The organism is Streptomyces sp. SCL15-4 (assembly GCF_033366695.1).
Classification (GTDB): Bacteria; Actinomycetota; Actinomycetes; order Streptomycetales; family Streptomycetaceae; genus Streptomyces.
Genome location: NZ_JAOBTQ010000001.1, coordinates 1478200 through 1503270, shown reverse-complemented (window position 1 = coordinate 1503270; position 25071 = coordinate 1478200). Strand labels below are relative to the sequence as shown.

General features: G+C 72.7%; 19 protein-coding genes and 1 pseudogene. 8 read left to right on the top strand and 12 right to left on the bottom strand.

Annotated elements, in window-relative coordinates; all coding sequences use genetic code 11:
* Positions 1-2: 2 nt before the first annotated feature.
* A complete protein-coding gene (locus SCK26_RS06220; protein WP_412080713.1) occupies positions 3-1373 on the top strand; it encodes an RICIN domain-containing protein in 1371 nt (456 codons plus the stop codon).
* A 106-nt stretch (positions 1374-1479) separates the two neighbouring features.
* On the opposite strand, the gene SCK26_RS06215 is transcribed toward SCK26_RS06220, so the two are convergent.
* Positions 1480-3237, bottom strand: a complete 1758-nt coding sequence (locus SCK26_RS06215; RefSeq protein ID WP_412080837.1) for a M28 family peptidase — start codon at positions 3235-3237, stop codon at positions 1480-1482.
* Positions 3238-4016: 779 nt separating this feature from the next.
* Here SCK26_RS06215 and SCK26_RS06210 point away from each other — a divergent pair.
* On the top strand, positions 4017-5027 hold the full coding sequence (locus SCK26_RS06210) for a helix-turn-helix transcriptional regulator (RefSeq protein WP_318200247.1): 1011 nt from the start codon (positions 4017-4019) through the stop codon (positions 5025-5027).
* On the opposite strand, the gene SCK26_RS06205 is transcribed toward SCK26_RS06210, so the two are convergent.
* The 7 genes from SCK26_RS06205 to SCK26_RS06175 form a co-directional block, all read right to left on the bottom strand.
* On the bottom strand, positions 4954-5532 hold the full coding sequence (locus tag SCK26_RS06205) for a S26 family signal peptidase (RefSeq protein WP_318200246.1): 579 nt from the start codon (positions 5530-5532) through the stop codon (positions 4954-4956). The two genes, SCK26_RS06210 and SCK26_RS06205, sit on opposite strands and share 74 nt — an antisense overlap.
* Entirely contained in the window at positions 5529-7379 is a 1851-nt protein-coding gene (locus SCK26_RS06200; RefSeq protein ID WP_318200245.1) for an ABC transporter ATP-binding protein, read from the bottom strand. The genes SCK26_RS06205 and SCK26_RS06200 overlap by 4 nt, the downstream gene beginning before the upstream one ends.
* Positions 7376-7915: a TlpA disulfide reductase family protein gene (locus SCK26_RS06195; RefSeq protein ID WP_318200244.1), complete on the bottom strand. Its 540-nt coding sequence runs from the start codon at positions 7913-7915 to the stop codon at positions 7376-7378. Before SCK26_RS06195 ends, SCK26_RS06200 begins: the two co-directional genes overlap by 4 nt.
* Positions 7903-8505, bottom strand: a complete 603-nt coding sequence (locus SCK26_RS06190) for a MauE/DoxX family redox-associated membrane protein (RefSeq protein WP_318205930.1) — start codon at positions 8503-8505, stop codon at positions 7903-7905. The genes SCK26_RS06195 and SCK26_RS06190 overlap by 13 nt, the downstream gene beginning before the upstream one ends.
* A 91-nt stretch (positions 8506-8596) precedes the next feature.
* Positions 8597-8794, bottom strand: a complete 198-nt coding sequence (locus SCK26_RS06185) for a hypothetical protein (RefSeq protein WP_318200243.1) — start codon at positions 8792-8794, stop codon at positions 8597-8599.
* Positions 8795-8879: 85 nt separating this feature from the next.
* Complete coding sequence (locus SCK26_RS06180; protein ID WP_318200242.1) at positions 8880-9773, bottom strand: AraC family transcriptional regulator; 894 nt, start codon at positions 9771-9773, stop codon at positions 8880-8882.
* Between the two features lie 78 nt (positions 9774-9851).
* Positions 9852-10481, bottom strand: a complete 630-nt coding sequence (locus SCK26_RS06175) for a hypothetical protein (RefSeq protein WP_318200241.1) — start codon at positions 10479-10481, stop codon at positions 9852-9854.
* A gap of 692 nt (positions 10482-11173) precedes the next feature.
* Between SCK26_RS06175 and SCK26_RS06170 the strand changes: the two genes are divergently transcribed.
* Positions 11174-12175 carry a helix-turn-helix transcriptional regulator gene (locus SCK26_RS06170; protein ID WP_318200240.1) on the top strand — a complete coding sequence of 334 codons (1002 nt, stop codon included), beginning with the start codon at positions 11174-11176 and terminating at the stop codon, positions 12173-12175.
* Between the two features lie 40 nt (positions 12176-12215).
* Here the strand turns inward: SCK26_RS06170 and SCK26_RS06165 are convergent, their stop codons facing one another.
* From SCK26_RS06165 to SCK26_RS06155, 3 genes and pseudogenes are all read right to left on the bottom strand, one after another.
* Positions 12216-14165: a hypothetical protein gene (locus SCK26_RS06165; RefSeq protein ID WP_318200239.1), complete on the bottom strand. Its 1950-nt coding sequence runs from the start codon at positions 14163-14165 to the stop codon at positions 12216-12218.
* 174 nt (positions 14166-14339) lie between these two features.
* Positions 14340-15020: pseudogene (locus SCK26_RS06160) on the bottom strand (polysaccharide deacetylase family protein); the annotation flags it as partial.
* Positions 15021-15088: 68 nt separating this feature from the next.
* Positions 15089-15784, bottom strand: coding sequence for a glycoside hydrolase family 11 protein (locus SCK26_RS06155; RefSeq protein WP_318200238.1), 696 nt, complete (start codon positions 15782-15784; stop codon positions 15089-15091).
* Between the two features lie 388 nt (positions 15785-16172).
* Here SCK26_RS06155 and SCK26_RS06150 point away from each other — a divergent pair, with 388 nt between their 5' ends.
* Entirely contained in the window at positions 16173-17258 is a 1086-nt protein-coding gene (locus SCK26_RS06150) for an endo-1,4-beta-xylanase (RefSeq protein ID WP_318200237.1), read from the top strand.
* A gap of 1148 nt (positions 17259-18406) precedes the next feature.
* On the opposite strand, the gene SCK26_RS06145 is transcribed toward SCK26_RS06150, so the two are convergent.
* Positions 18407-19429 carry a LacI family DNA-binding transcriptional regulator gene (locus SCK26_RS06145; RefSeq protein WP_318200236.1) on the bottom strand — a complete coding sequence of 341 codons (1023 nt, stop codon included), beginning with the start codon at positions 19427-19429 and terminating at the stop codon, positions 18407-18409.
* 134 nt (positions 19430-19563) lie between these two features.
* On the opposite strand from SCK26_RS06145, the gene SCK26_RS06140 reads away from it, so the two are divergent.
* Genes SCK26_RS06140 through SCK26_RS06125 form a run of 4 tightly spaced genes read left to right on the top strand, consistent with a single transcriptional unit; the run spans position 19564 to position 25037 of the window.
* Positions 19564-20868, top strand: coding sequence for an ABC transporter substrate-binding protein (locus SCK26_RS06140; RefSeq protein WP_318200235.1), 1305 nt, complete (start codon positions 19564-19566; stop codon positions 20866-20868).
* Positions 20869-20875: 7 nt separating this feature from the next.
* A complete protein-coding gene (locus tag SCK26_RS06135; protein ID WP_318200234.1) occupies positions 20876-21832 on the top strand; it encodes a carbohydrate ABC transporter permease in 957 nt (318 codons plus the stop codon).
* The gene (locus tag SCK26_RS06130; protein WP_318200233.1) at positions 21829-22647 is read left to right on the top strand and encodes a carbohydrate ABC transporter permease; all 819 of its coding nucleotides are present in this window, start codon (positions 21829-21831) and stop codon (positions 22645-22647) included. The genes SCK26_RS06135 and SCK26_RS06130 overlap by 4 nt, the downstream gene beginning before the upstream one ends.
* Positions 22644-25037, top strand: a complete 2394-nt coding sequence (locus tag SCK26_RS06125; RefSeq protein ID WP_318200232.1) for a glycoside hydrolase family 3 N-terminal domain-containing protein — start codon at positions 22644-22646, stop codon at positions 25035-25037. Before SCK26_RS06130 ends, SCK26_RS06125 begins: the two co-directional genes overlap by 4 nt.
* The last annotated feature ends 34 nt before the right edge of the window (positions 25038-25071 follow it).

Here is a 25071-nt window from a genome sequence, read left to right as displayed (position 1 = left end):
CGATGAGGATCTGCGGTGCGGCTCCTCCCGCCACTCCGCGACAACACCGCTGGTGGTCCCGGGTCGCCTCCGTGGTGGCGACGGCGCTCGCGGTCGGCATGCTCGCCGCGGTGCATCCGACGCCCGCCGAGGCGGCGACGGTGGACACCAACGCCTGGTACGTGCTGGTCAATCGCAACAGCGGCAAGGCACTGGACGTCTCCGGCGCGTCCACCGCCGACGGCGCGCGCGTCAGCCAGTGGACGCGCAACGACGGAACCAACCAGCAGTGGCAGTTCGTGGACTCCGGTGACGGCTTCTACCGTCTCAAGGCCCGGCATTCGGGCAAGGTCCTCGACGTGGCCGGCGCCTCGGCCGCGGACGGTGCCGCGATCCAGCAGTGGGCCGACCACAACGGGGCCAACCAGCAGTTCCGCCTGGCCGACTCCGACGCGGGCCACGTCCGGCTGATCAACCGCTCCAGCGGCAAGGCGGTGGAGGTGCAGGGCGCCTCCACCGCCGACGGCGGCAGCGTCGTCCAGTACTCCGACTGGGGCGGCGCCAACCAGCAGTGGCAGATGGTCAAACTGTCGTCCGGTGGCGGCGGCGGATGCGGCAGCGCCCCGGCTCTGGCGAGCGGTACGCACACGATCCAGAGCGGTGGCAAGAGCCGCAGCTTCATCCTGAGGGTTCCCGCCGACTACGACAGCAGCCACCGCTACCGGCTGATCTTCGCGTTCCACTGGCGGGGCGGAACCGCCGGCGACGTCGCCTCGGGCGGCACGAGCGGAAGCGCGTGGTCCTACTACGGCCAGCAGGAGCAGTCGGACAACAGCGCGATCCTTGTCGCCCCCCAGGGCCTCGGCAACGGCTGGGCCAACTCCGGCGGTGAGGACGTCACCTTCGTCGACGACATGATCCGGTACATCGAGGGCGGCCTCTGCGTCAACCCGGCGCAGCGTTTCGCCACCGGATTCAGCTGGGGCGGCGGCATGAGCTACGCACTCGCGTGCAGCCGGGCCACCGTCTTCAGGGCCGTCGCGGTCATGTCCGGCGCCGAGATCAGCGGATGCAGCGGCGGCACCCAGCCCATCGCCTACTTCGGGATCCACGGCATCAGCGACTCCGTGCTCAACATCGCGCAAGGACGGTCCCTGCGCGACAGGTTCGTGGGCAACAACGGCTGCACCGCCCAGAGCCCGCGCGAGCCCGCGCCGGGCAGCCGGACGCACATCACCACCACCTACTCGGGCTGCCGTGCCGGATACCCGGTCCAGTGGGCCGCGTTCGACGGGGACCACATCCCCGGACCGGTCGACGGCTCCTCCGGCGAGAGCGGCGTCACCACCTGGACCAAGACAGAGATCTGGAGGTTCTTCGCACAGTTCCAGTGACACGTCGTGGGGCCGGGCTGTGGTAGAGGGGTGACGGTTCCGCGGGTCGGGGCCGGTTCCGGAGGTGTCCGGAACCGGCCCCGGGCATGTGCGGGGAGCGGTGCGGTCAGCCGGTCGTCAGGGTGGCGTCGTCGATGACGAAGCTGCTCTGGAGGCCGGAGTCCTCGGTGGCCGTGAACGTCAGCGTGATCTGCTGGCCGGCGTACTGGCTCAGGTCCAAGGCGCGTTCGGTGTACCCGGTGGCCGCGTCGGCGTTGGAGTACGTCTGCTTCGCGGTGCCGTTCACCTTGACCTGGAAGGTGTCGTACACCGTCGTGCCCGACTCGGCGGTGTCGATGTGCAGCCAGTACTTCAGGGTCGCCTTCGCGCAGCCCGCCGGCACGGTCATCGTCTGGCCGACGCTGTCGGTCGCCGCGTAGCCGTACCCCGCAAGCCAGGCGTACCGGGACCCGGAGTGCGCCGACTGGCCGCTGAACGTGCCGATCGCGCCGGTGTCACCCGTCCACGGCGTCGTACCGTTCTCGAAGCCGCCGTTGGAGATCACCTGGGACGGTGTGCAACCGCCGGCGCCCTTGACGGTCAGCGTGTACGACGCGCTGTGCGTGGCGGTGCCGGTGCCGGTGAAGGCGAGCGGATACGTGCCCGGCGGCACGGAGGCGCCGACGGAGACCGTCGCCGTGGACGAGGCGCCGGAGGTCACCGAGGCCGGGCTGAAGGAGACCGTGACGCCCGCCGGTGCGCCCGAGGCGGACAGGTTCACCGTCTGTGCCGAGCCGCCGGTGGTGGCCGTGGACACGGTGGTGGTCAGCGAGGTGCCCGGGTCCGTGCTGCCGGTGGCCGGATTCACCGAGACCGAGAAGTCGTTCGCCGGGGCGGTGTCCGAGACCGCCTGCTTCCACAGCGTGTAGGCGACACCGTCCGCGCTGCGGTTCAGCCCGGTGGCGTTGATGTTGCTCGTGGTGTCGCACGAGGAGTGATAGCAGCCGTCGTACGCGGCGCCCGCCGTGCCGCCCCACTTGGCCGCCTGCGCCGAGGTCTTGCGGGCGCTCGCGCCCATGGCGTAACCGGAGGTCGGGATGCCGTAGTTCTCGAAGGAGTAGTCGTCGGAGCGGCCCGCGCCCTCGGTGTTCTCCTCGGGCTGGAGGTTCAGCGAGTCCCAGTACGCCTTCATCGGCGCGGCGGCGGCGGAGGTGATGTGGTTGATGAAGTAGCCGCCGTTGGGCGAGGCGACCATGTCGAAGTTGTAGTACGCCTTGATCGCCGAGCGCTGGGCGGAGGTCAGCGAACGGACGTAGAAGTCGGATCCGTTCAGGCCCTGCTCCTCGTCCGTCCACCAGCCGAAGCGGACGCGCGCCGCCATGGACGGGTCGGTCTGGGCCAGTTTCAGCGCGACCTCCAGGAGGGTGGCGCTGCCGGAGCCGTTGTCGTTGATGCCGGGCCCGGCGGAGACACCGTCCAGGTGGGAGCCGAACATGTACACCTTCGACGCGTCGCCGCGGGGCCACTCGGCGATCAGGTTGGGGCCGGCGCCGCTGGTGCAGCCGGAGGTGCAGGCCTGCTCGGTGACGGTGTAACCGGCCGCCTGGAGCTTGCCCTTCACGTAGGCGACCGAGTCGCGGTAACCCTGGCCGGTGGACCGGCGGTTGCCGCCGTTGCGGGTCGCTATGGCGTTCAGCTCGGTGAGGTGTGCCTGCACCTTGGTGACGTCGATGTCGGGCGCGGCGGCGGTCAGGGCGGGGGAGTGGGTCGCCGTGGCCGGGTGGCCTGCGGGGGCCGCCTCGGCGCTCGCGGGCAGCAGGGTGAGGCCCGCGGCGGCCGTGGCCAGTGCCAGGCCCGCCAGGGACAGTCTTCGTGGTCGTAGCACCATGTCTCCTTGTGGGGTGGAGGAAACGTCGGGTGTGCGGCGGGCTCGGGTGAGCCGCACCGCGACACTCTGATGAGCATGCGCATGCCAAGCTCTCGGCAATCATGGGCGTGCGAGACCGGCCGGATCAACGGCTCCCGCCCGCCCTTCCGGCAGGCGCCTGCGCGGCGAGGGTGCCGGACGGACGTGCCGGGGCCCCGAGAAACCGGGCGGGCGGCCACGAGGTTAACGGCCCCGGCCCGCCGACCACCCTGGCCGAAACCGGCACGTCCGCTCCCGGCCAGGCCCGCCGCCGTCGTGTCCGCTCTCAGGCCGGGCCTGCCGCCGACGCGTCCGCTCTCGTCCGAACCTGCCTTCGGCGCGTGCGTTCTTGGTCAGGTCTGTGGTCGCGTGTGTACTCGGCCAGGTCCGTCGTCGGCGTATCCACTCCCGGCCGGACTCGTCGTCGACGTGTGCGCTTCCGGGCAGGTCCGCCGCCGCGCGTCCGCTCCCGGCCAGGGCCGCCTCCGTCGCGCCGGCTCTCGTCCGGGCCTGCCTTCGGCGCGTGCGTTCTTGGGCAGGTCTTTCGTCGCGTGTGTGTGCTCGGCCAGGTCCGCCGTCGGCGTATCCACTCCCGGAGGGACCCGTCGTCGGCATGTGCGCTTTCGGTCGGCTCCGCCGCCGTACGTCCGCTCCCCGCCGGGGCCGCCGCCGTCGTGTGTGCGTTCCCGGGCGTGAGCCGCCGCCGTCGCCGGGTGACCGCTCTGGCCTCCGGTGCGAGCCGCCCGTATCGTGCGCGCATGCGTGCGCGGGAGAACCCTTCGCGGGGCCGGCGGCCGACGGACTCCGAGGCGAAGGAGGCCTACCTGGCCATGGTGGAGCGGATCGAGACATCGGGTGCGCGGCACGACGCCGAACAGGAGGAACTGCGGGGCCTCTCCGCCGAACTGACGCGGTGGCTGGCGGAGCGGCGGCTCTTGGACCCGAGCGGGACACGGCTCAGCCCACCGGAGCGCGCCCTGCGGCACGTCGTCGCCGAGCAACGGCGCCGGCTGCGGGAGACGGTCGAGGGGCTCGGCCGGGACGCCCGGGCGCTGGACGACGTACTGTCCCTGCTGGCGGCCCCGCGGCCCGGCACCGGTGCCCGGGAAACCGTGGAGACGGAGTTCTTCACCGACCGCGAGCGCACCCGGCAGCGGCTGGAGGAACTGGACGCCCTCAGCCGGGAGGAGTTCCTGGCGATGCGCAACACCTTCCCCGGTGCGCGCGTCCTGGACGCCAGCCTCGTACGAGACCTGGAGATGGCGGCCGGCGGCGTCCGCATGCGCGTGCTGACCTCTCAGCAGGCGGTGCGCTCCGCCGCGCCGGCCCGCTATCTGCACGCGCTGATCGACGCCGGGGCCGAGGTGCGGGTCGCGGCGACGGTGCCGCTGCACATGAACATCATGGACCGCGCGGTCGTGGTCATCGGGGTGGGGGCCGGTCCCCGGGGCGAGGGCGGGGACGTCATCCTGCACAGCAGGCCCGTGGCGCAGTGCTTCGCCCGGGTCTTCCTGCACGCCTGGGACCTCGCCCGGCCGCACACCGGGCCGCCCGCCGGGCCGGGTCGCACCGGGCCGGAGCTGTCCGCGCTCGAACGTGAGGTGCTGGCGCTGCTGGCCACCGGCGCCAAGGACGACACCATCGCCCGCCGGCTGGACTGTTCCGACCGCACCCTGCGCCGCCTGATGCGCCAGATCATGGAGAAACTCGGCGCCTCCAGCCGGTTCGAGGCGGGAGTGGCCGCCGTCCGCCTCGGACTGGTGGACTGAAACCGGTCGCGCGGGCGCGGCTCGCGGGGTCGCCGCCGCCCGCTCGACGCGACCGTACGACCACCCCGAGGACCGCGTCGGCCGGGAAGAAGCCCATGCGGCGCGAGTCCTGGCTGACGTCCGGGTTGTCGCCGAGCAGGACGAGCCCGCCCGGGGGCACCAGGTCCTGCGGGGCCGCCGCGAGGGCCGGGCCGAGGGCGCGGGGGACCGGGTCGCCCGGCACCGCCGCCACCCGCTTGATCAGCCAGGTGGGGCCCGGACCCGGCTGCCCGGGCGGCGCGGGCCGCCGCGCCTCGAACGGCAGGCGCTCCACCACGACCACCCGGCCCCGCGCGAGCGGGCCGCCGCGCCGCACCAGGACGCGGTCGCCGTCGCGGTACGTCGGTTCCATGCTCCGGCCGCGCACGGTCACGGACACCAGGCTCCGGCGCATCCGGCGGGCCGCGGCGGACAGCGCCGCCACGGCGAGGCCACCGAGGGCGAGAGCGAGCACGGCACGGTTCACGATCCGCCTCCGGTGAGCGCGGCGGTGTCGTCGCACGCGCCGCGGTAGCCCTGGGCCTGCAGTCCGAACAGCCGGGCGTACGTGCCGCCCCGGGCGAGCAGCGCGGCGTGCGTCCCCTGCTCCGCGACGCGCCCCCGGGCGAGGACCACGATCCGGTCCGCGTCCCGCACCGCGCCCAGGCGGTGCGAGATCAGCAGGCTGGTGCGGCCCCGCCGGGCGCGGCGCAGCGAGGTGTGGATCTCGTGCTCGGCCTCGGCGTCCAGACCTGCCGACGGCTCGTCCAGGATCATCAGGTCACGGGAGTCCCGCAGGAACGCGCGGGCGAGCGCCACCCGCTGCCACTCGCCGCCGGACAGCAGCACGCCGCTGGCCGGGTCGTCCTTCTCCGTGTCCATGAAGAACATGCGCGACAGCAACGTCCGGTAGCCGTAGGGCAGCCGGGCGAGACGGTCGTGGATTCCGGCGCGGGCCGCGGCGGCCCGTACCCGGTCCTCGTCGTCGAGTACGGCCAGGTCGCCGAGGGCGATGTTCTCGTGCGCCGTCAGGTCGTAGTGCATGTAGTCCTGGAAGACCGCGCCGATCCGCTCGCGCAGCCGGGCCACGTCCAGCTCGCGCAGGTCCACGCCGTCCCAGAGGACCGCGCCCTTGGTCGGGTCGTAGAACCGGCACAGCAGCTTCACCAGGGTGGATTTTCCCGCGCCGTTGAGGCCCACCAGGGCCAGCGCGGTGCCGTGCGGGATGCGCAGGTTCACCCCGCGCAGCACCCAGGGGTGGTCCGGCGAGTAGCGGAACCACACGTCCCGCAGTTCGATGCCCGTCCGCAGCGGCGGCACCGCTCCGCGCGCCCGCACCAGATCGGGGCCGGCCGAGGTGACCGCGACATGGTGATCGAGCAGCAGCAGCGCCTGGTGCGCGGCGGCGGCCTCGGCGGCCAGCGACGCCAGCGCGCCCTGCACCCCGGCGACCGCCGCCACGAAGACCGTCACGTCCCCGGGCGTGAGGGCGCCGGTCCGCGCGGCGGCTACGGCCCACAGCAGGCCGCCGCCGGACACCGTCGCGGCGAGCAGCGCGAGCAGGCCCTGGGTGCGGACCTCCCTGCGGTCCACGGCCCGCTTGGCCGCGTTGGCCGTGCGCTTCTCCCGGGCCATCCGCTCGCGGAAGAACCGGCCGGTGCCGAAGAGCCGGGTCTCCTTGGCGGCCTCGACGGTGGACAGCAGGTCGCCGTAGAACATCTCCCGGCGTTCCACCGGCCCGAGGTCCCACAGCATCCGGGCCCGGCGCCGCGACAGCAGCACCTGCGCGAGCAGCGTCGGCGCCCCGGCGCACAGGACCACGGCCGCCATCGGCGGGCTGAGCACCAGCAGCGAGCCGAGGAAACCCACCACGGTCACGGTGGCGCGTACCGCGCCGAGCAGGCCGTCGAGGGCCTGGTTCGCGTACGGGGAGCCGCCCGGGCGCTGGGCGAGGCGCAGCCGGTCGAGGAAGGCGGGGTCCTCGAACCGGCGCAGGCCCGCGAAGCCCTCCACCGCCCGGAACAGTTCGTCCTGCGCCAGCAGAGCGATCTTCCGGTCGAGTTCGGCACGCAGGTACTGCGTCACCTGCGGCTGTACCCCGGCCACCATTCCGGTCAGCGCCAAGGCGGCCCCCAGGGCCGGCAGATGTCCCCTGGCGGCCGTGCCGACCAGCCCGTCGAGCAGCAGCTTCGTCAGCCAGGTGGCGGCCACCGGCAGGCCGGCCGCCAACAGGGTGAGCGCCAGATGCAGGCCGAGCGTGCCGGGCGCGGCCCGCCGGGCGAGCGAGGCCGCGACGGCGAGACGGCGGCCGACGGGGCTGGTCGCGGTGGTCATGCGGCGACCGCGGCCCGGTCCAGCGCCACCTGGTCGCGGCGGACCACGACCCGTCCCTCGCGGTCCGCGCCGACCGCGAGCACCAGCGGGTAGGCCCGGGCCTTGAACGCGGCCCCGAGCACGCCGTCCGGGGTCTCGCGGACCACGCGGGCGACGGGGCTGAGGGCGTCGACGAACCCGGCACTCTCCTCCGGCTTGCCCACCACCACGGCGACGGCGCGGTCCCGGCCGCCGGGCAGCGCGCTCACGTACTCCACGAACTTCGGCATCTTCTCCTGGCACGGCCCGCAGGTCGGCGAGAAGAAGGCGACCAGGGTCTCGTCGGACAGCTCGGCCCGGGTCAGGGCCTCACCGTCGACGGTGGCCGCGGTGAACTCGCCGACCTCCTCGCCCTGTTTGATCGAGGCGGGTCCGCCGTTGAGGTCGGTGAGGAGCGCGGTGTGCTCGCGCAGGCGCTTGATCACACCGAGGGTCAGGGTCAGATCGAGCACACAGAGCAGCCCGACGAGAGCCAGGGCCGCGATCACGAATGCCATCGTGCTTCTCCTTGAGGACGGTGGGGGCGGGGGACCGGGGGGCGGGGCAGGGGGGCGGAAAGCGGGCGTGGCGGCGCCGGGACGGGACGGAACAGGGCCACGAGGTCGTCGAAGAGCGCGACCAGCGCGCCGAGCAGCAGTCCCGCGCACACCGCCACGACCAGGCCGCCGGGCCGCACCGGGCCCTGCGAGGGCAGCACGGCCGCCAGGGCCGCGGCGCCGGCGAGCAGCAGATTGCGGACGACGTGCCAGGGGCCGAGCGGTGTCGTGGAGGCGCCGAAACAGCGGCAGGGCACCTGCGCGCCGCGCCGCAGGGACAGGGCGATGCCCACGGCGAACACGGTGAGCAGCCCCGCCGCGACGCCGAAGCCGACCGTACGGGTGACGGACGCGGGAATGACGAGCAGGGTCCAGACGGCCACCTCGGCGACCAGGACGGAAAAGGCGGCCGGCCCTGCCGCCGACGCCGGAAGGATACGCAACCGGCGCAAGGAGGCGGTGAATTCCCGGACGGCGTCGCGGCTTTTCAGTTTCCCGGCCGACGAGACCAGGAAAACCACGACGACAAGGCTTTGAACGGCCAGGACCACGTAATGCACCGTGCGTTCCTCTCCGTGCCGGCCGGCGCGGCGGTGGTGCACCGCGCCGGCCGCACGATCGAGCGGATCGAAAGAGCGGGCGTCAGCAGAAGCAGCTGTACGAGGCGCCGTTGTTGCAGGTGGAGCAGGGGGCGTTGTAGCCGCACGCGCCGCCGTACGCCTTGTTGCACTGCCAGCAGGCGGACCACGACTGGCACGCGGCCGAACCCGCGGCGGCCTCGACCCTGGGCACGAACAGGCCGAGCAGACCGTTGCCGAGCGCTTCGATCTTCTTGAGCATGACGATCCTCCTTTTCTTTGACGGGACTTGTCTTACGGAACCGGTTCCTCGCGAATTGCTGACGCGTGTCCGGCTCGTGGAACGACTATCGCAGCGGTGTCGCCGCGCGGTCTTGGAGAAATTCGGCGACTTCCATGGACCGTCCGGGGATTAGCTCCGGGCCGGTGCTCCCGGAGGCGTGCGCGCGGAGGCGGAAGCCCCGGGGCGAGATACCGGTCATCGCCTTGAACTCGCGGCTGAAGTGGGCCTGGTCGCAGTAGCCGGTCCGCAGCGCCGCGTCCGCGGCCGAGCAGCCGCCGGCCATCAGGCCGAGCGTCCGGCGCAGCCGCACGATGCGGGCGGCGACCTTCGGGGTGACCCCGACCTGTTCCAGGAAGCGCCGCACCAACTGGCTTTGGGACAGACCCACTTCACGGGCCAGCTCGGCGACGGACGGGGCCGCCGCGGCCTGGGTCAGGGAGCGCCAGGCGCGGGCCACCGGTACGGCGGGCGCGGGACCGCGGGCGAGCAGGGTGCCGAGTTCCGTGTCGAGCAGACGGAACCGTTCGGGCCAGTCCTCCGCCGCGCCGAGTGCGCGCAGCAGGGCGGCACAGCGACCGGCCGGCAGCAGCGGGTCCAGCTCGACGACGCGGTGCGAGAGGCGCCGCAGGGGTACGCCGAACAGCCGGAAGGCGGCCCACGGCGCCAGGGCCACCTCCACGCCCGTCACCGCCGTACGGTGCTCGACGTGCAGTCCGCTGGTGCGCAGTCCGCGGACACTCGCCCGCCGGACGACGAACGGCGCCTGGTGGTCCGGCGGTTCGCTGATGCGCAGTTCGCCCTCGGTGACCAGGATCAGGATCACGGCGTCCGCCGGGGGCTCCAGGCGCCGGCACGCCTCGGCGGCGGCGAGCCGGAACCCGCGATAGGCGAGGACTCCGGGATGGGACGGGACGCCGGACAGGTGCGGGAGGGCATGCGAGCACGCCGAGAACTCCATTCCGGTCCTTCTTCCAGAGGGATGGGCTTCGGTGGGCCGGGCCGGTCGGTGCGGAACCCGAAGGCAGAGGCCTTCGCTTCAGCGGGTGTCGTCCCCGCCGCCGCACACGTCCTCGTCACCGTCCCGGTCCTCGGCCTCGTGGCCGTACCCGGGCGCGGGCTCGGCGCAGCCCGTCACCTCGATGCGCTGGCCGTGCAGGCCCGCCGCGTCCGGGCCCAGCAGCATCAGCACCGCCGCGGCCACCCGGCGCGCCGACGCGCCCGGGCCGGGGGTCACCACATTGGTGTCCGCGGGCAGCGGTTCGTCCTGGGGGCCGGCGGTGACCGCGCCGGGCGGCGCGACCAGGACGATCCTGCGGCGGCGGTCCGCCGGCAGCGCGCGCAGCGCCGCGCCGAGCGGATGGGCCCGGCCGGGCGCGTACGCGAGGTCCACCACCGCGTCGATGCCGCCGAGTTCGCCGGTCACCTCGGTCAGCACACGCCGCAGACTGGCGGGGGCGTCCGGGAGTACCAGGTAGGGCAGGGCCCGGTTGCCGTACCGGTCGTGCAGGTGCCGGCAGAGCAGCGCGCAGCGGCGCGCCGATCGCCCGGTCACGGCGAGTGTGGTACCCGCCGCCGCCAGCCGCCGGCAGACGAGCCTGCCCACGGGGGTGTCGCCGTCGACGACCAGCGCGAGCCGGGTCGCGCCGGGCGGACGCTCGTCAGGCATGGACGGACGCCGCGCCGGGCACGGGATTCGGCGGCGTCGGCCAGGTGAAGTCCTCTTCCTGCGCCGGAACGGCGCTCGTGGCCACGGCCGCGGACCGCGAAGACACGTCGAGCGGGGTGCGGCCGAGGCCCGGCACCAGTGCGGCGGCACCGAGTACCACCAGGGCGGCGAGCGCGGTACAGCGACAGGAACGGCGGAGGCGGAGCGAAGCACGGGACGCACGCATGAGGGCTCCTTGGGCGGGGCGCTGTGCCGGGGCCCGAGCGGCTTCCGGCGTCGCAGGCAAGCAGAGCACCGCCCGTCGCACCCCGGAAGGCCGATCGGACGGCATTCGGTTGCCAGGCAGCTTTCTGCCAGCGGGGCGCGGCGTCGAAGGCCGCGTGGGACGAGGCGGCCTGCCGACGCGGGGCACCGGCCCGTGGGGCACGGCCGTGGCGAGCACGGCGCGAGGACGTGCGGAAGGCCGGTATGACGCAAACCTGACTGGTCAACGCGTCGGCGTTCGCCAACTGTTGAGCCCTGGGCGGTGTCACGGAGGTGTCCGTGTGGCCAGGGCCGGGCCGCCCGCGCACCGGCCGCGCACCCCGGTACCGCGTACCGGGGTGAGGACCGCGGCGGACGTCACGCGAACGACCCGCGCTGCCGCGCGGGCACGAGCCCGGAGCAGGCTCCGGGGAAGGGGATGCCACACCGTGACCTGGGGGGACGAGGGGACGGCGCTCGACGCGGACGCGCTGGCGGTGTACCGGGCGGTGCTGCTGCACCGGGAGTGCGACCGGGCGGCGCTCGCCGGGATCCTCGGCATGTGCGGCCAACGGGTGCAGGCCGCTTTCGACCGGCTGACCGAGCTGGCCCTGCTGCGCCCCTCCAGGGACCGGCCCGACCTGATCCGCGCGGTCAGCCCCGACCTCGGCCTGGAGCTGATGCTCCAGCGCGAACAGCAGGAACTGCTGCTGCGTCAGGAACGGCTCGCGCAGACCCGTACGGCGCTCCGGCTGCTCGCCACCGAGTACGCGGCGGCCGGCGAGTTGGCCGACCGGCCCGCGGACGCCGTCGAGGTGCTGCGCGGGATGGACGAGATCCGCACCCGCCTCGAATCGCTGGCCGGCCGGTGCACCCGCGAGGTGCTGTCCTTCCAGCCGGGCGGCGCCCTGCCGACCGAGGCCCTGGAGGCGAGCCGACCGCTGAACGAGCAGGCCATGGTGCGAGGTGTCCGGTTCCGTACGATCTATCTCCAGAGCATCACCACCGACCGGGTGACCACGCGGTACGTGCGCTGGGTGCGGGAGCTGGGCGGCGACATCAGACTCGCGCCCGCGCTGCCGATGCGCTTGCTGATCGTGGACCACGAGGTCGCGGTGATACCGGGCGAGTCCCGGGCCGGCCGGCCGACCGCGCTGCTGCTGCGGAGCGTCCCCGTGGTACGCGCCCTGCACGCCCTGTTCGAGGCGTACTGGAAGGACGCCGAGCCGTTCGGGACGGAGCCGCCGGACACGCCGTCCGTGGGGCCGACCGCGCAGGAGCGGGCCGTACTGCGGTTGCTCGCCGACGGCTGCAAGGACGAGACGGTGGCCCGTGCCCTCGGCATCTCGGTCCGCACCGAACGCCGCATGGTGGCCGACCTGACGACCCGCCTCGGCGCGTCCAGCCGCTTCGAACTGGCGGTGAAGGCCGTGCGCCTGGGCTGGGTGTGAGGAGCGGGACGGCCCACGGGACACCGCCCGGCCGTACCGCTCATCGGCTGCCCGGCGGCTTCGGCCACGCCGTTCCCGCGGCGGCCGCGTCCAGCAGGTCGCCGAGGCGCAGCCAGGCCGTGGGGCCGGAGTGGGTGGCCGGGCAGGCGGCGAACCGGTCCCACGCGTCCTGAGCGGTCCCGAGGGCCGCGCGTACCACGGTGACCACCGACGGATGGGCGCTGCCGTGCCGGCCGCCCCGGGCGCGCAGCGCCGACCAGGCCGGCAGGGCCCGCACCAGGTCCGGCCCGGTGTCCGGCCTGGCCAGGACGAGGCGGGTCCAGGCCTCGCGCCACGAGGGTGCGCCGCCCAGGTTCGCGCGCAGGCCCTCGGTGAGCCGGAGCAGCACCGTGTCCGGCGAGCCGTGCCGGCGCAGTACGTCCTCGAAGTCGCCGTCGGACCGGGTCCCGCGGGCGGCGCAGGCGAGGAGGGCCTTCTCCACGAGGCAGTCGTCGCCGGGGTGCCGGTCCAGGTACTCGCTCAGCGTCCGCCCCGTGACGCCCGCCAGTTCGCGCACCGTCACCTCGGCCGGGGCGCCGAGCGCGGACCGGTGGCGGTCCGTGCCGGTGGCCGCCGGCGGGTCGGCGAGGACGCGCTCGATCGTGCCGAGGATCTCCTCGATCTCGCGGCGTTCGTCGTGGCGCGGCTGGAGGCCCGGATGCCGGTGGTGCAGCCGCTTGCGCGCGTCCCTGACGATCGGGCGGATACCGGCCCTGACGTCCTCGGTGACCGTCGGCAGATGCAGCACCATGTCGCGTACCCAGGCCACCTCGTCCGGGGCGATGGCCGTGTAGCGGTCCTCGGGCTCCCAGAAGGGAAGGGCACGGGCAGCCGTCTCGGCGAACCGCACCGCCAGACCGGCCAGCGTGTCGGCGCGGGCCCGCCACTCGGCCCGGTGGTGACCGTCCTTCGCCCGCGCCGGGTCGAGCAGGTGACGCCAAGTACCGGACGCGGTGTGCCGCACCCAGGTGACAGGGGCTCGGCACCCGATGTCGAGCAGTGCGGTGCTCGTACGGCCCACGAAGTGGCGGACACGGAGCTGCTCCTCGTCCGTCAGGGCGGACAGTTCCCCGGCGAAATGATCCAGGACCCGCTGCTCGTCCGAGCCGTCGCGGCGCATCCGGGAGGCCCGTCCCAGCAGGAGCTGGGACGGGAAACGGTCGAGGTCGGCCGCGGCCAGCTCGGTGAGGAGGTCCGGCTCGACCGCCCAGGGCAGGCCGCCGAGCAGTTCGTTGCGGATCGTGTGCTCGGCGTCGGTGCCGGCGGCCCACTCCACGAACGCGCGGTGACGCTCCGGGTGCCGCTTCAGTATCCGGCGCCACATGCCCTCCCACGCGGCGTACGCGCGCCGGTGCCGCTCCAGCCACTTCGTGACGTCGTCCTCGCCGTCCGGACTGTCGGCGTCGGGGGCCGTGGGGAGCGTGTCGCGGGCTGCCGCGAACACGAGGTCGTGCAGCGGGCCCTGCTGGAGGACGAGCTGGGCCGTGGTCGGTTCCTCCAGCAGTCCGGGGGTCATGGAAGGCGGTGTGCCGCCGCGGGCACGCAGCTCTCCGGCGAGCGCGCGAGCGAGCCGCTCGGCGGCGCACGGAGTCCCGAGCCGGGCCAACTGCCGCGCGTCGCACTCCTTCAGGGTCCGCTCCCGCAGGGCCGTCGGGCACGACGGATGGCCGAGGGCGAGCGCGACCAGGGCCGGCCGGGAGCCGGAGCCGGACGGTTCCGGGACGGTCTCCAGGCCCGCCGCCACGGCTGCCTCCAGGAGCCACGGGGGCGCCTCCTCGGCGTGGGGACCCGACAACAGCGCCTCGGCCAGGACCGGATGGTCGTGGTGCCGCGGGGCCGACCGGACCTGCCGTGCCGCCAGCCGCACCACGGGGTCGTCCGGGCCCCGGCCGGCCATCGCGGTGAGAAGGAAGTCGGCGGGCAGCGCGGTCTCGGGTTCCTGGCCGGTCACGAGGGGTCCTCCGTCAAGGCGGTCGTCGGTCGCTTGTGCAGCATGCTGACGTACGCCACTGACATCGGCTCCGCGGGTGCCGGGTGTGGAGCAGGGGTGGCTCCGGAGAAACCCGGGGCCACCCCTGACGGTTCGTCGGTCGTCGGTCGTCGGGAAGGGGATGCCGTTCGGTCAGGGGGCCACGGCGCGGCCGGTCTGGGGAGAGATGCGGCCGGCGCACAGGCCCTTGGCCGCCAGCGTCTGGGCGATGCGTGGGATGGCGGCGAGGGTGTTGGCCGGCCACTCGTGCATCAGGATGATCTGGCCGTTGCCCAGCCGGGAGACGGCCTGCACGATCGCATCGGTGCTCGCGCCGTTCCAGTCCTGCGAGTCGACGTCCCAGATGATCTGCCGCAGGCCGTACTTGGCCTCCACCGCCTGGACGGTGGCGTTGGTCTCCCCGTACGGCGGCCGGAACAGCTGCGGTGTGCCGCCGCCGGCCGCCGCGATCGCCTGCTGGCTGCGGGAGATCTCGGAGTCGATCTGGGCCTGGCTCAGCTGGGTCAGGTGCGGGTGGGTGTAGCTGTGGTTGCCGACCCACATGCCGGCGCTCACCTCGGCCCGGACCTGGGCCGGGTAGGCGGCGGCGAACTGGCCCTCGTTGAACATGGTGGCCCGCAGGCCGTTCTGCCGCAGGGCGTTGAGCAGGGCCGGGGTGTGGTCGTTGGACGGGCCGTCGTCGAAGGTGAGCCCGACGTAGCCGGAGCAGGCGGCGGCCTGTGCCGGTGCGGCCTCGGCGGCGGTGGTGGCGGTGCCGGCCAGGGCCGTCGCGGCGACGGCCAGTCCGGTCAGCAGGGAGCGGGGTGCGGCGCGCATGCGGGTGGGTCCTCCTCGGATCGTGCGGGACCGTGGGCGGGGACGAGCGGACGGAGGCCGGGGACGGGTCAGCCGTTCACCGTGATGTTGGAGTAACCGCTGCTCTGGTAGCCCTCGGTGGCGAGGATCATGTAGTAGTTGAAGCTGCCGAGGGGCATGCCGACGCGGGCCCAGGCGTCGAAGTGGTTGCCCGTGGTGATGGTGCCGCCGGTCCGCTTGGACTGGCGGACGCTCCAGTACTGGTTGAAGGTCTTGGTGCCTTCCACGGAAGGAGCGTTGTACCGCGTCGTCTGGTAGATGTCGTACGTGCCGCCGTCGCTCGTGACCGTGCCCTTGTACGTTCCGGTGGGCCGGTAGGTGCCCCAGTTGTCGACGATGTAGTACTCCACCAGCGGGTTCGAGGTCCAGCCGTACAGGGCCAGGTAGCCGTTGCCGGACGGGCTGAAGCTGCCCGAGTAGTTCACGGTCCTGCGCGCGCCGGTGCTCCAGCCCTTGCCCGCGACGAAGTTGCCGCAGTTCGTCCACGAGGTGCTGTAGTTGCCGCCGGAGTTGAGGGTCATCGAGACCGCGCCGCCGCCGTCGGTCCAGAAGGAGTAGTAGAAGCCGTTGTTGGTGCCGGTCTGGTTGGTGGTGATGACGGTGGCGGCGTTCGCGGTGCCGGGCAGCAGCAGCCCGGAGGCGGAGGTGGCCACCGCCAGCGCGCCGGCGCGGCCGATGAAGCCCCTGCGGCTCATCGGGCGGGAGAGGGCGTTGTCCATGTCCATGCTTGCTCCTGTGAGGGCGGATGAGCGGGGCCCGGTGCGGTGGGTACGGCGGTGCGGGTGCCGGGCGTCGGGGGCTGACGTGGCCGGTTGCCTCGGATGATTGGCATGTCCGTGCCAGATGCCGTGGCGGGGGCCGTCCCTGCCGGGGGCGGGCTCGATTGCTGGAGAGTATGGGGCCGGGCCGAAACGGAGGTCAATGCGTCTGTTTCCGAAACTTCATCGAAACTAGGCGGGCACTTATGGGGTGTATGGCCGCAACTTTCGGATAGTCGCCGGAGTTCGGCGCTGTATTCGCCGTCAGGACGGTTGACGGGGTAGAGGCGGCTGTTTAGCGTGACGCAACGCTCGTGACGTATCACGAAACTTTCGGCCCTTTTCTGGAGCGCTCGTGAATCTGCCCCGTATCACCGCGGCCGCCGCCGCGGCCTGTTGCCTGGCCCTGCTCCCGCTCGCCACCGCCGGCCCCGCGGACGCGGCGGGCGGCCCCTCCGCGGCGGACCGTCCGCTGCGGCAGCTCGCCGCCGACGACCATCTGCGGGTCGGCACCGCGGTGGACACGTCCGCGCTCGCCGACGACGCCGCCTACCGCCGGCTCACGGGTTCCGAGTTCTCCACCGTCACGCCGGAGAACGTGATGAAGTGGGAGGCGATCGAGCCGAGCCGGGGCGAGTACGACTACGCCGCCGCCGACCGGCTGCTCGACTTCGCGCACCGGCACGGGCAGAAGGTACGCGGCCACGTCCTGGTCTGGCACAACCAGTTGCCGTCCTGGCTGACGTCGGGTGACTTCAGCCGGGACGAGCTGCGGGACATCCTGCACCGGCACATCACCGACACCGTCCGGCACTTCAAGGGCCGCGTCTGGCAATGGGACGTGGTCAACGAGGCGTTCAACGAGGACGGCACGCTGCGGGACAGCATCTGGCTGCGCGAGCTGGGGCCCGGCTACATCGCCGACGCCTTCCGCTGGGCCCACGAGGCCGACCCGCACGCGCTGCTGTTCTACAACGACTACAACACCGAGTGGACGGGCCCGAAGAGCGACGCCGTGTACGACCTGGTGAGCCGCCTGCGGGCGGAGGGCGTGCCCATCGACGGCGTCGGTTTCCAGGGTCACCTCGGCATCCAGTACGGCCTGCCCACCGGCATGGCGGCCAACTTCGCCCGCTTCGACAAGCTCGGGCTGGCGACCGCCGTGACGGAGGCGGACGTCCGCATGGAGATGCCGGCCGACGACAGCAAGCTGGCCACCCAGGCCGAGGGCTACCGGCTGCTGCTCGACGCCTGTCTGCGCACCCGGCACTGCATCTCGTTCACCGTCTGGGGCTTCACCGACAAGTACTCCTGGGTGCCCGACACGTTCCCCGGCGAGGGTGCGGCCAACCTGTTCGACGAGACCTACCGCCCCAAGCCGGCGTACCGCACGCTCCAGTCCGAACTGACGGGCCGGGCACGGCCTCGGTCCGCCGGGTAAGCGGAGGCCGTGGCGGCGCTCCGACGCGGGGTGCGGAGGAGCGCGATGCCGCGAGGGGCGGGGGCCCGGTGCGGTCGTGTGTCTGTGTCCCGGCCGCCGGCGCCGCCGTACGGCCGGCAGGCCGGAGCGTGGACACGTCGGCACCGGTCGTGGAACGACCGGTGCCGACGGCCTCCCGGTGGTCTCCGGCGGGCGCGCCCGGTCCGGCGAGCGAGTGAGGGGCGGTCGGCACCCGGCCGCCGAGGACAACCGTGGACCGGCACCGCGTCCTTGAGGCGAGCGGCCCACCGCCCCCACTCAGTCCCCCCACCCACCTCACCCGGCCCTGACCCCCGGCCGCGTCTCCCGGACGCAGGCATTCAGTCCCGGCCGCGTCTCCCGGCGCGGACTTTCGGGCTCGGCCGCGTTTCCCGGTGCGGGCTTTCGGGCTCGGCCGCGTCCCTCGGCGCGGGCTTTCGGGCTCGGCCGCGTCCCTCGGTGAGGCCCGAGCCCCGGCCTCGTCTCCCGGCGCAGGTCCTCACCCTCGGCCCCGTCTGCCGACACAAGTCCTCAGCCCCGGCCCCCTGTTCCGGCGTAGGCCTGGCCCTCGACCCCGCTTCCAGACGCCGACTTCCAGCTTCGGCCCCGCCGCTGGGCGCAGGTTTCCAGCCCCGGCCTTGTCTCGCGACGCAGGTCCTCGCCCCCGGCCTTGTCTCGCGACGCAGATCCTCGCCCCCGGCCCCGCCTCTCGGCACAAGTTCTCAGTCCCGGCCCGGTCTCCCGGCGCAGGCTCTCGCCCTCGGCCCCGCCTTCTGACACAGGCTTTCAGCCTCGGCCCCGCATCACGGCGCAGGCCCGAGCCCCGGCCTCGTCTCCCGGCGCAGGCCCTGGCCCTCGGCCCCGCCTCTCGGCATAAGTCCTCAGCCTCAACCCCGTCTTTTGGCGCAGGTTGTGGCCATCGGTCCCGCTTCCTGGCACAGGCGTCCCCGCCCCCGGCCTTGTCTCCCGGCGCAGGCCTGGCCCTCCGCCCCGCCTCCTGACACAGGCGCCCCCACCCCCACCCCCGTCTCCCGGCGCAGGCGCTGAGCCCCAAGCCCGTCTCCCCGCACAGGCCCTCACCCCCGGCGGCCCCGTCTCCCCGCACAGGCCCCCGCCCCGGTCCAGCCCTGTCACCTCGTCCCAGGTGGGGCCGTGCTCTGGCGGATCACCAGGTGGGTGGCCAGTTCGATGCGCAACGCCGATTTCCGGGCGTCCGTGGGGCGCAGGAGCATGCGGGCCGCTTCCTCGGCCATGCGCTGGAGCGGCTGCTGGACCGTCGTGAGGGGCGGGCTCGACCAGCGGGCCGGAGGGACGTCGTCGTAGCCCACCACCGACAGCTGGCCGGGGACGCTCAGGCCGAGGACCCGGGCCGCCTCCAGGACGCCGAGGGCCTGGAGGTCGCTGCCGGCGAAGATCGCTGTCGGACGGTCGGGGCGGCGCAGCAGGTCCATGGCCTGTTCGAAGCCGCCCTGGACGTGGAAGTCGCCGAACCGCACCAGCGCCGGGTCCGGTTGGTGTCCCGCCATCGCCATCGCCGAGCGGTATCCGTCGAGCCGGGCCAGCGAGCACATCAGGTCCTCGGGGCCGGTGATGATGGCGACGCGCTCGTGGCCCTGGTCGGTCAGATGGCGCGTCGCGGCCATGCCCCCGGCCCAGTTGGCCGAGCCGACGGACGGCACGTCGGGGTCCGGATCGCCCGCCGGGTCCACGATGACGAACGGGATGGCCCGGGACCGCAGTTGGCGTTTCACGTCCTCGGGGACCGTCGAGAAGACCAGCAGGACACCGAGCGGGCGGCGGCGCAGGACACCCGCGATCCACTCCGGGCCGGGCGCGTGCCGGGTGCCGCTCTCGGTGAGCGCCACGGTCGCGTCGTTCTGCTTGGCGACGTTCTCCACCCCGCGGATGAGTTCCATCGCCCACACGCTCTCCAGCTCGTGGAAGACGATTTCGATGAGCGGCGCCTGCGGCGGTCCCGCGGTCCGCCGGCGGTAGCCGTGGGCCTCCAGCAGGCGTTCCACCTTGGCCCGGGTCACGGGAGACACATCCGAACGACCGTTGAGCACCTTCGAAACTGTCGGAAGCGAGACGCCGGCCTCTCTGGCGACGGCTGCCAGGGTGACTCTCCGACCGACCTGGGCTTCTTCGCGCATGGTCGCAGCATAGGGCACGATGCCGGGTAACGGTTTGGCCGCGTACGTGCAGGACCGTTGACCATTTCTTCTCTCGCCTCCTACTGTCCAGCCGCAGGACTTTCGGCTCTTTAACCGAAACTTTCGGAAGGCGGATGACCATGCGTACACGGATGCCCAGACTGGTCGCCTGCGGTGCGACGCTGGCCCTGGCGGCGAGCCTCGCGGCGTGCGGCAGCGGAAGCGGCGGAGGTTCCTCGAACGACGGCAAGATCCACGTGCTTGTCTACGGGGACTCCGCCAACAAGGTCGAGAAGCAGATCGTCGACACCTTCAACAAGACCTCCAAGGTCAAGGCGGTCCTCGACACCATCCCCGGCGCCGACTACCAGCAGAAGCTGCAGACCATCATCAGCACACCCCAGGCGCCGGACATCTTCTTCCACTGGGGCGGCGGCAGCATCAAGCCGTTCGTCAAGGCGGGGCTGCTGATGCCGCTGGACGACTTCATCAAGAAGGACCCCAATCTCGACGACAAGTTCCTGCCCACCGTCTACAACAGCGCCGTCGTGGACGGGAAGCCGTACGGCATCCCGATGCGCGGCACCCAGCCCGTGCTGCTGTTCAGCAACAAGGACGTCCTTGCCAAGGCGGGCGCGAAGCAGCCCCAGACCTGGGACCAACTGCTGGACGCCGTAGGGAAGCTGAAGTCCTCCGGCGTCACCCCCATCGCCCTCGGCGGCGGTGACCAGTGGCCGACGCTGATGTGGTTCGAGTACGTCTACGACCGGATCGCCGGCCCGGGTCTGTTCGAGAAGGCCCTCGGCGGCGACAAGGACGCCTGGGCGAGCGCGGACAGCAAGAAGGCGCTCGGCAAGCTCAAGGAGCTGGTCGACGCCGGCGCGTTCGGCAAGAACTACGACTCGGTGAAGTACACCAACGGCTCCTCGCCCGCGCTGGTGGCCCAGGGCAAGGCCGGCTTCGAGCTGATGGGCTCCTGGTACTACTCGCAGCAGCAGACGGACGCCAAGGACTTCGCCGCCAAGGGCCTCGGCTACGGCGCCTTCCCGACCGTCCCCGGCGGCAAGGGCGACCCCTCGGACGTCGTCGGCAACACCAACAACTTCTACTCGGTGCTGAAGAAGACCAAGCACCCCGAGGCCGTCGCCGAGTTCCTGAAGCTCATGTACTCCGACGAGTTCGTCAAGGCCCAGCTGTCCATCGGCAACCTGCCCACCACCACCAACACCGCGCAGTTCCTGGACAAGTCCGCGAGCCCCGAGTACTCCCGCTTCCAGTACGACCTGGTGGCCAAGGCCAAGTCCTTCCAGCTCTCCTGGGACCAGGCCTACCCGCAGACCGCCAGCACCCCCATCCACCAGGCCGTACAGCAGTTCTTCAACGGACAGCTCGACACGGACGGCTTCATCAAGGCCATGCAGGCCCTTCCGACCGAATGAACTGCTCATGACCACACAGCTCACGAGCGCCCCGCCCACCGCCGAGGCCCCCCGTAAGGCCCGGCGGCGGCCGGAGGACTCCTACGCCGCCCACGGCACCCGCCCCGGCTTCCTCTGGGCGCTGCCCGCCACCCTGTTCTTCACCCTCTTCGCCATCGCACCGCTCATCATGGTCGCGGTGCTGTCCTTCATGAGCTGGGACGGCCTCGGATCACCCGAGTTCGTCGGCACGGACAACTGGAAGCGCATCCTCGACGACCCGGTGATGATCCGCAGCATCTGGCTCACGCTGCTGCTCACCGCCCTCGGCGTGGTCCTCCAGACCCCGCTGAGCATCGTGCTCGGTGTCTGGGCCGCCGGACACCAGCGCAACCGCGCCGTCCTCTCGGCCATCTACTTCATCCCGCTGCTGCTGTCCGCCACCGCCGTGTCGGTGCTCTGGCGGGCGCTGCTCGACCCGAACTTCGGCATCCCCGCGCGGATGACCTGGCTGTTCGGCGACGGCAACCTGTTCGGCGAGCAGTCCACCGCCATCGGTGTCCTCGCCTTCGTCAGCACCTGGCAGTACACCCCGTTCCACACGCTCATCTACCAGGGCGCCGCCCGCGCGATCCCGCCGGTGCTGTACCAGGCGGCGGAGATCGACGGCGCCGGACGCTTCCGCCAGTTCTTCCACATCACCCTGCCGCAGCTGCGCAACTCGGTCGTCACCTCGATGATCCTGATGATCGTCGGCGGCCTCACCACCTTCGAGACCGTGCTGATCCTCACCCAGGGCGGACCGGGCACCGACACCACCATCAGCGCCTACTACATGTACCAAAAGGCCTTCAAGGGCTTCGACTTCGGAGCCGGCTCGGCCATCGCCCTGTGCCTGGTCATCGCCGCCACCATCGTCTCGCTGATCGTGGTCCGCGTCTCCGGCTACGACAAGATGCGCAGCGACATGGAGGGGGTGTCATGAGGCGCCGCCCCAACTACCTCGCCGGAGCCGGCTCGATCGTCTGGCTCGTCGTGGTCGGCCTGCCGCTGTACGTGATGCTCGCCGCGACCCTGCGCACCCGGCAGGACTACGCCGCGAAGGGCCCGGTGTCCTTCCCCGACCACTTCACCTTCGACAACTACACCGGGGCGTTCGACTCGGGCTTCGGCCGGTACTTCCTCAACACCATCATCGTCACCGTGTGCGTGGTCGGCGTGGTGCTGCTGCTCGTACCGCCGCTGGCCTACGCGATCGTCCGCAGCCAGTCCCGGGTCACCTCGCAGATCTTCCGGCTGTTCCTGCTCGGCCTCGCCATTCCGGCCCAGGCCGTGATCGTGCCGATGTTCTACCTGATCAGCGAGGCCGGGTTGTACGACAACCTGCTCGGCGTCATCCTGCCCACCGCCGCGTTCTGCCTGCCGATGTCGGCGCTCATCCTCAGCGGGGCCATGCGGGACATCTCCCCGGAGCTGTTCGAGGCCATGACCATGGACGGGGCGAGCCCGAGGCGGATGTTCTTCCAGCTCGTCGTGCCGCTCTCGCGCGGCGGACTGTCCACCATCGTGGTGTTCTCCGCGCTCCAGGCATGGAACGGCTTCCTGTTCCCGCTGGTCCTGACCCAGTCCGAGGACACCAAGCTGATCACCCTGGGTCTGTACAACTTCCAGACCGCGCACGGCATCGACATCCCCGGTCTGCTGGGAGCCGTGACGCTGTCCATGGTGCCCGTCCTGCTCGTCTACCTGTTCGCCCGCCGGGCCCTGGTCCAGGGCCTGATGGGCATGGGAGGAAAGTGACCGCCAACGTGGCCGTAGAGACCACCCCCGAAGTCCCCCTGTGGAACGACCCGAGCCAGGACGTCGGCACCCGCGTCTCCGCGCTGATCGACGCGATGACCCTGGAGGAGAAGACCGCCCAGCTGTACGGCGTGTGGGTCGGCGCGTCCGACGAGGGCGGCGAGGTCGCCCCGCACCAGCACGACATGGAGGAGGCCGTCGACCTCGACGCCCTGCTGCCCGCCGGACTGGGCCAGCTGACCCGCCCGTTCGGCACGGCACCCGTGGACCCGGCACTCGGCGCGCTGTCCCTGCTGCGCACCCAGACCCGGATCACCGCGGCGAACCGCTTCGGCATCCCCGCGCTGGCCCACGAGGAGTGCCTGGCCGGCTTCGCCACCTGGGGCGCCACCGCCTACCCCGTCCCGCTGTCCTGGGGCGCCACCTTCGACCCCGGCCTGATCCGCCGGATGGCCGCCGCCATCGGCCGCGACATGCGCTCCGTCGGCGTCCACCAGGGCCTCGCGCCCGTCCTGGACGTGGTCCGCGACGCCCGCTGGGGCCGCGTCGAGGAGACCATCGGAGAGGACCCGTACCTCGTCGGCAGCATCGGCACCGCCTATGTCCAGGGGCTGGGCTCGGCCGGTGTCGTCGCCACCCTCAAGCACTTCGTCGGCTACTCCGCCTCCCGCGCCGGCCGCAACCTCGCGCCTGTCGGCATGGGCCCGCGCGAACGGGCGGACGTCCTGCTGCCGCCGTTCGAGATGGCCATCGTGGAGGGCGGGGCGGACTCCGTCATGCACGCCTACACCGACACCGACGGCATCCCCTCGGCGGCCGACGAGGACCTCCTCTCCGGGCTGCTGCGCGACACCTGGGGCTTCGAGGGCACGGTCGTCGCCGACTACTTCGGCATCGCCTTCCTCAAGACCCTGCACGGGATCGCCGGGAACTGGGCGGACGCCGCGGCGGCGGCCCTGCGCGCGGGCGTCGACGTGGAACTGCCGACCGTGAAGACGTTCGGCGCGCCCCTCGCCGAGGCCGTCGCCGACGGCCGGGTGCCGGAGGCGCTGATCGACCGGGCCCTGCGCCGGGTGCTCACCCAGAAGGCCCGGCTCGGCCTGCTCGACGCCGGCTGGGACCCGGTCCCGGCCGCGCTGCGCGGAGCCGACCCGGACGACGCGGGCGCCCTGCGCGGCACCGTCGACCTGGACACCGCCGAGAACCGGGAACTGGCCCGGACCGTCGCGGAGGAGGCCGTCGTCCTGCTCACCAACGACGGCACCCTGCCCCTCGCCCGGCCCCGCCGCATCGCCCTGATCGGCCCCAACGCCACCGCTCCCACGGCCGTGCTGGGCTGCTACTCCTTCCCCCAGCACGTCGGCGTGCACCACCCCGGGACACCGGCCGGCATCGACCTGCCCACTCTGGAGGAGGCCATCGGACGGGAGTTCCCCGAGACGGAACTCACCGTGGTGCAGGGCACCGGCGTCGACGACGGCGACATCTTCGGCATCGCCGAGGCCGTGGACGCCGCGCGCCGGGCCGACGTCGTCGTGGTGGCCCTCGGCGACCGCGCGGGCCTCTTCGGCCGGGGCACCAGCGGCGAGGGCTGCGACGCGCAGTCCCTGGCGCTGCCCGGCGCCCAGCAGCGGCTGCTCGACGCGCTGCTCGACACCGGTACGCCCGTGGTGACGGTCCTCCTGGCCGGCCGGCCCTACGCCCTCGGCCGGGCCGCGGACGAGGCCGCGGCGATCGTGCAGTCCTTCTTCCCCGGCGTCGAGGGCACCACGGCCATCGCCGGAGTGCTCAGCGGCCGGACCAACCCGTCCGGACGGCTGCCGGTCAGCGTGCCCCGCGACACCGGCGGCCAGCCCGCCACCTACCTCGGCGCACGGCTCGCCCAGGCCAGCGACGTCTCCAGCATCGATCCCACGGCGGCCTTCGCGTTCGGCCACGGCCTGTCCTACACGTCGTTCGACTGGGACTCGCTGGCCGTCGACCGGGCGGAGGCGGACACCGCCGGCGAGTTCTCCCTCGCCTTCACCGTGCGCAACACGGGGGAGCGGGACGGCACCGAAGTGGTCCAGCTGTACCTGCACGACCCGGTCGCCTCCGTCGTCCAGCCGGTGCAGCGGCTCGTCGGCTACACCCGGGTGCGGCTCGCGGCGGGCGAGGCGCGCCGGGTGCGGGTCACCGTGCCGGCCGACGTGGCCTCCTTCACCGGCCGCGACGGCCGCCGGGTGGTCGAACCGGGCGAACTGCACCTGCGCCTGGCGGCGTCCAGCGCCGACGCCCGCCTGACCGCGACGGTGACCCTCACCGGACCGGAACGCCACGTGGACCACACCCGCCGCTTCCACGCGCGCTTCGAGCAGGACACGGCACCGCCGGCGGACCCCGCCGCCTGACCCTCGGCGCGCGGCCGGCCCACCCGGGGCCGGC

Coding starts and splice junctions, on each gene's coding strand:
- SCK26_RS06220 (WP_412080713.1), top strand. CDS start 3: ATGAGGATCTGCGGTGCGGCTCCTCCCGCCACTCCGCGACAACACCGC.
- SCK26_RS06210 (WP_318200247.1), top strand. CDS start 4,017: ATGCGTGCGCGGGAGAACCCTTCGCGGGGCCGGCGGCCGACGGACTCC.
- SCK26_RS06200 (WP_318200245.1), bottom strand. CDS start 7,379: ATGACCACCGCGACCAGCCCCGTCGGCCGCCGTCTCGCCGTCGCGGCC.
- SCK26_RS06195 (WP_318200244.1), bottom strand. CDS start 7,915: ATGGCATTCGTGATCGCGGCCCTGGCTCTCGTCGGGCTGCTCTGTGTG.
- SCK26_RS06185 (WP_318200243.1), bottom strand. CDS start 8,794: ATGCTCAAGAAGATCGAAGCGCTCGGCAACGGTCTGCTCGGCCTGTTC.
- SCK26_RS06180 (WP_318200242.1), bottom strand. CDS start 9,773: ATGGAGTTCTCGGCGTGCTCGCATGCCCTCCCGCACCTGTCCGGCGTC.
- SCK26_RS06175 (WP_318200241.1), bottom strand. CDS start 10,481: ATGCCTGACGAGCGTCCGCCCGGCGCGACCCGGCTCGCGCTGGTCGTC.
- SCK26_RS06155 (WP_318200238.1), bottom strand. CDS start 15,784: ATGGACATGGACAACGCCCTCTCCCGCCCGATGAGCCGCAGGGGCTTC.
- SCK26_RS06145 (WP_318200236.1), bottom strand. CDS start 19,429: ATGCGCGAAGAAGCCCAGGTCGGTCGGAGAGTCACCCTGGCAGCCGTC.
- SCK26_RS06140 (WP_318200235.1), top strand. CDS start 19,564: ATGACCATGCGTACACGGATGCCCAGACTGGTCGCCTGCGGTGCGACG.
- SCK26_RS06135 (WP_318200234.1), top strand. CDS start 20,876: ATGACCACACAGCTCACGAGCGCCCCGCCCACCGCCGAGGCCCCCCGT.
- SCK26_RS06130 (WP_318200233.1), top strand. CDS start 21,829: ATGAGGCGCCGCCCCAACTACCTCGCCGGAGCCGGCTCGATCGTCTGG.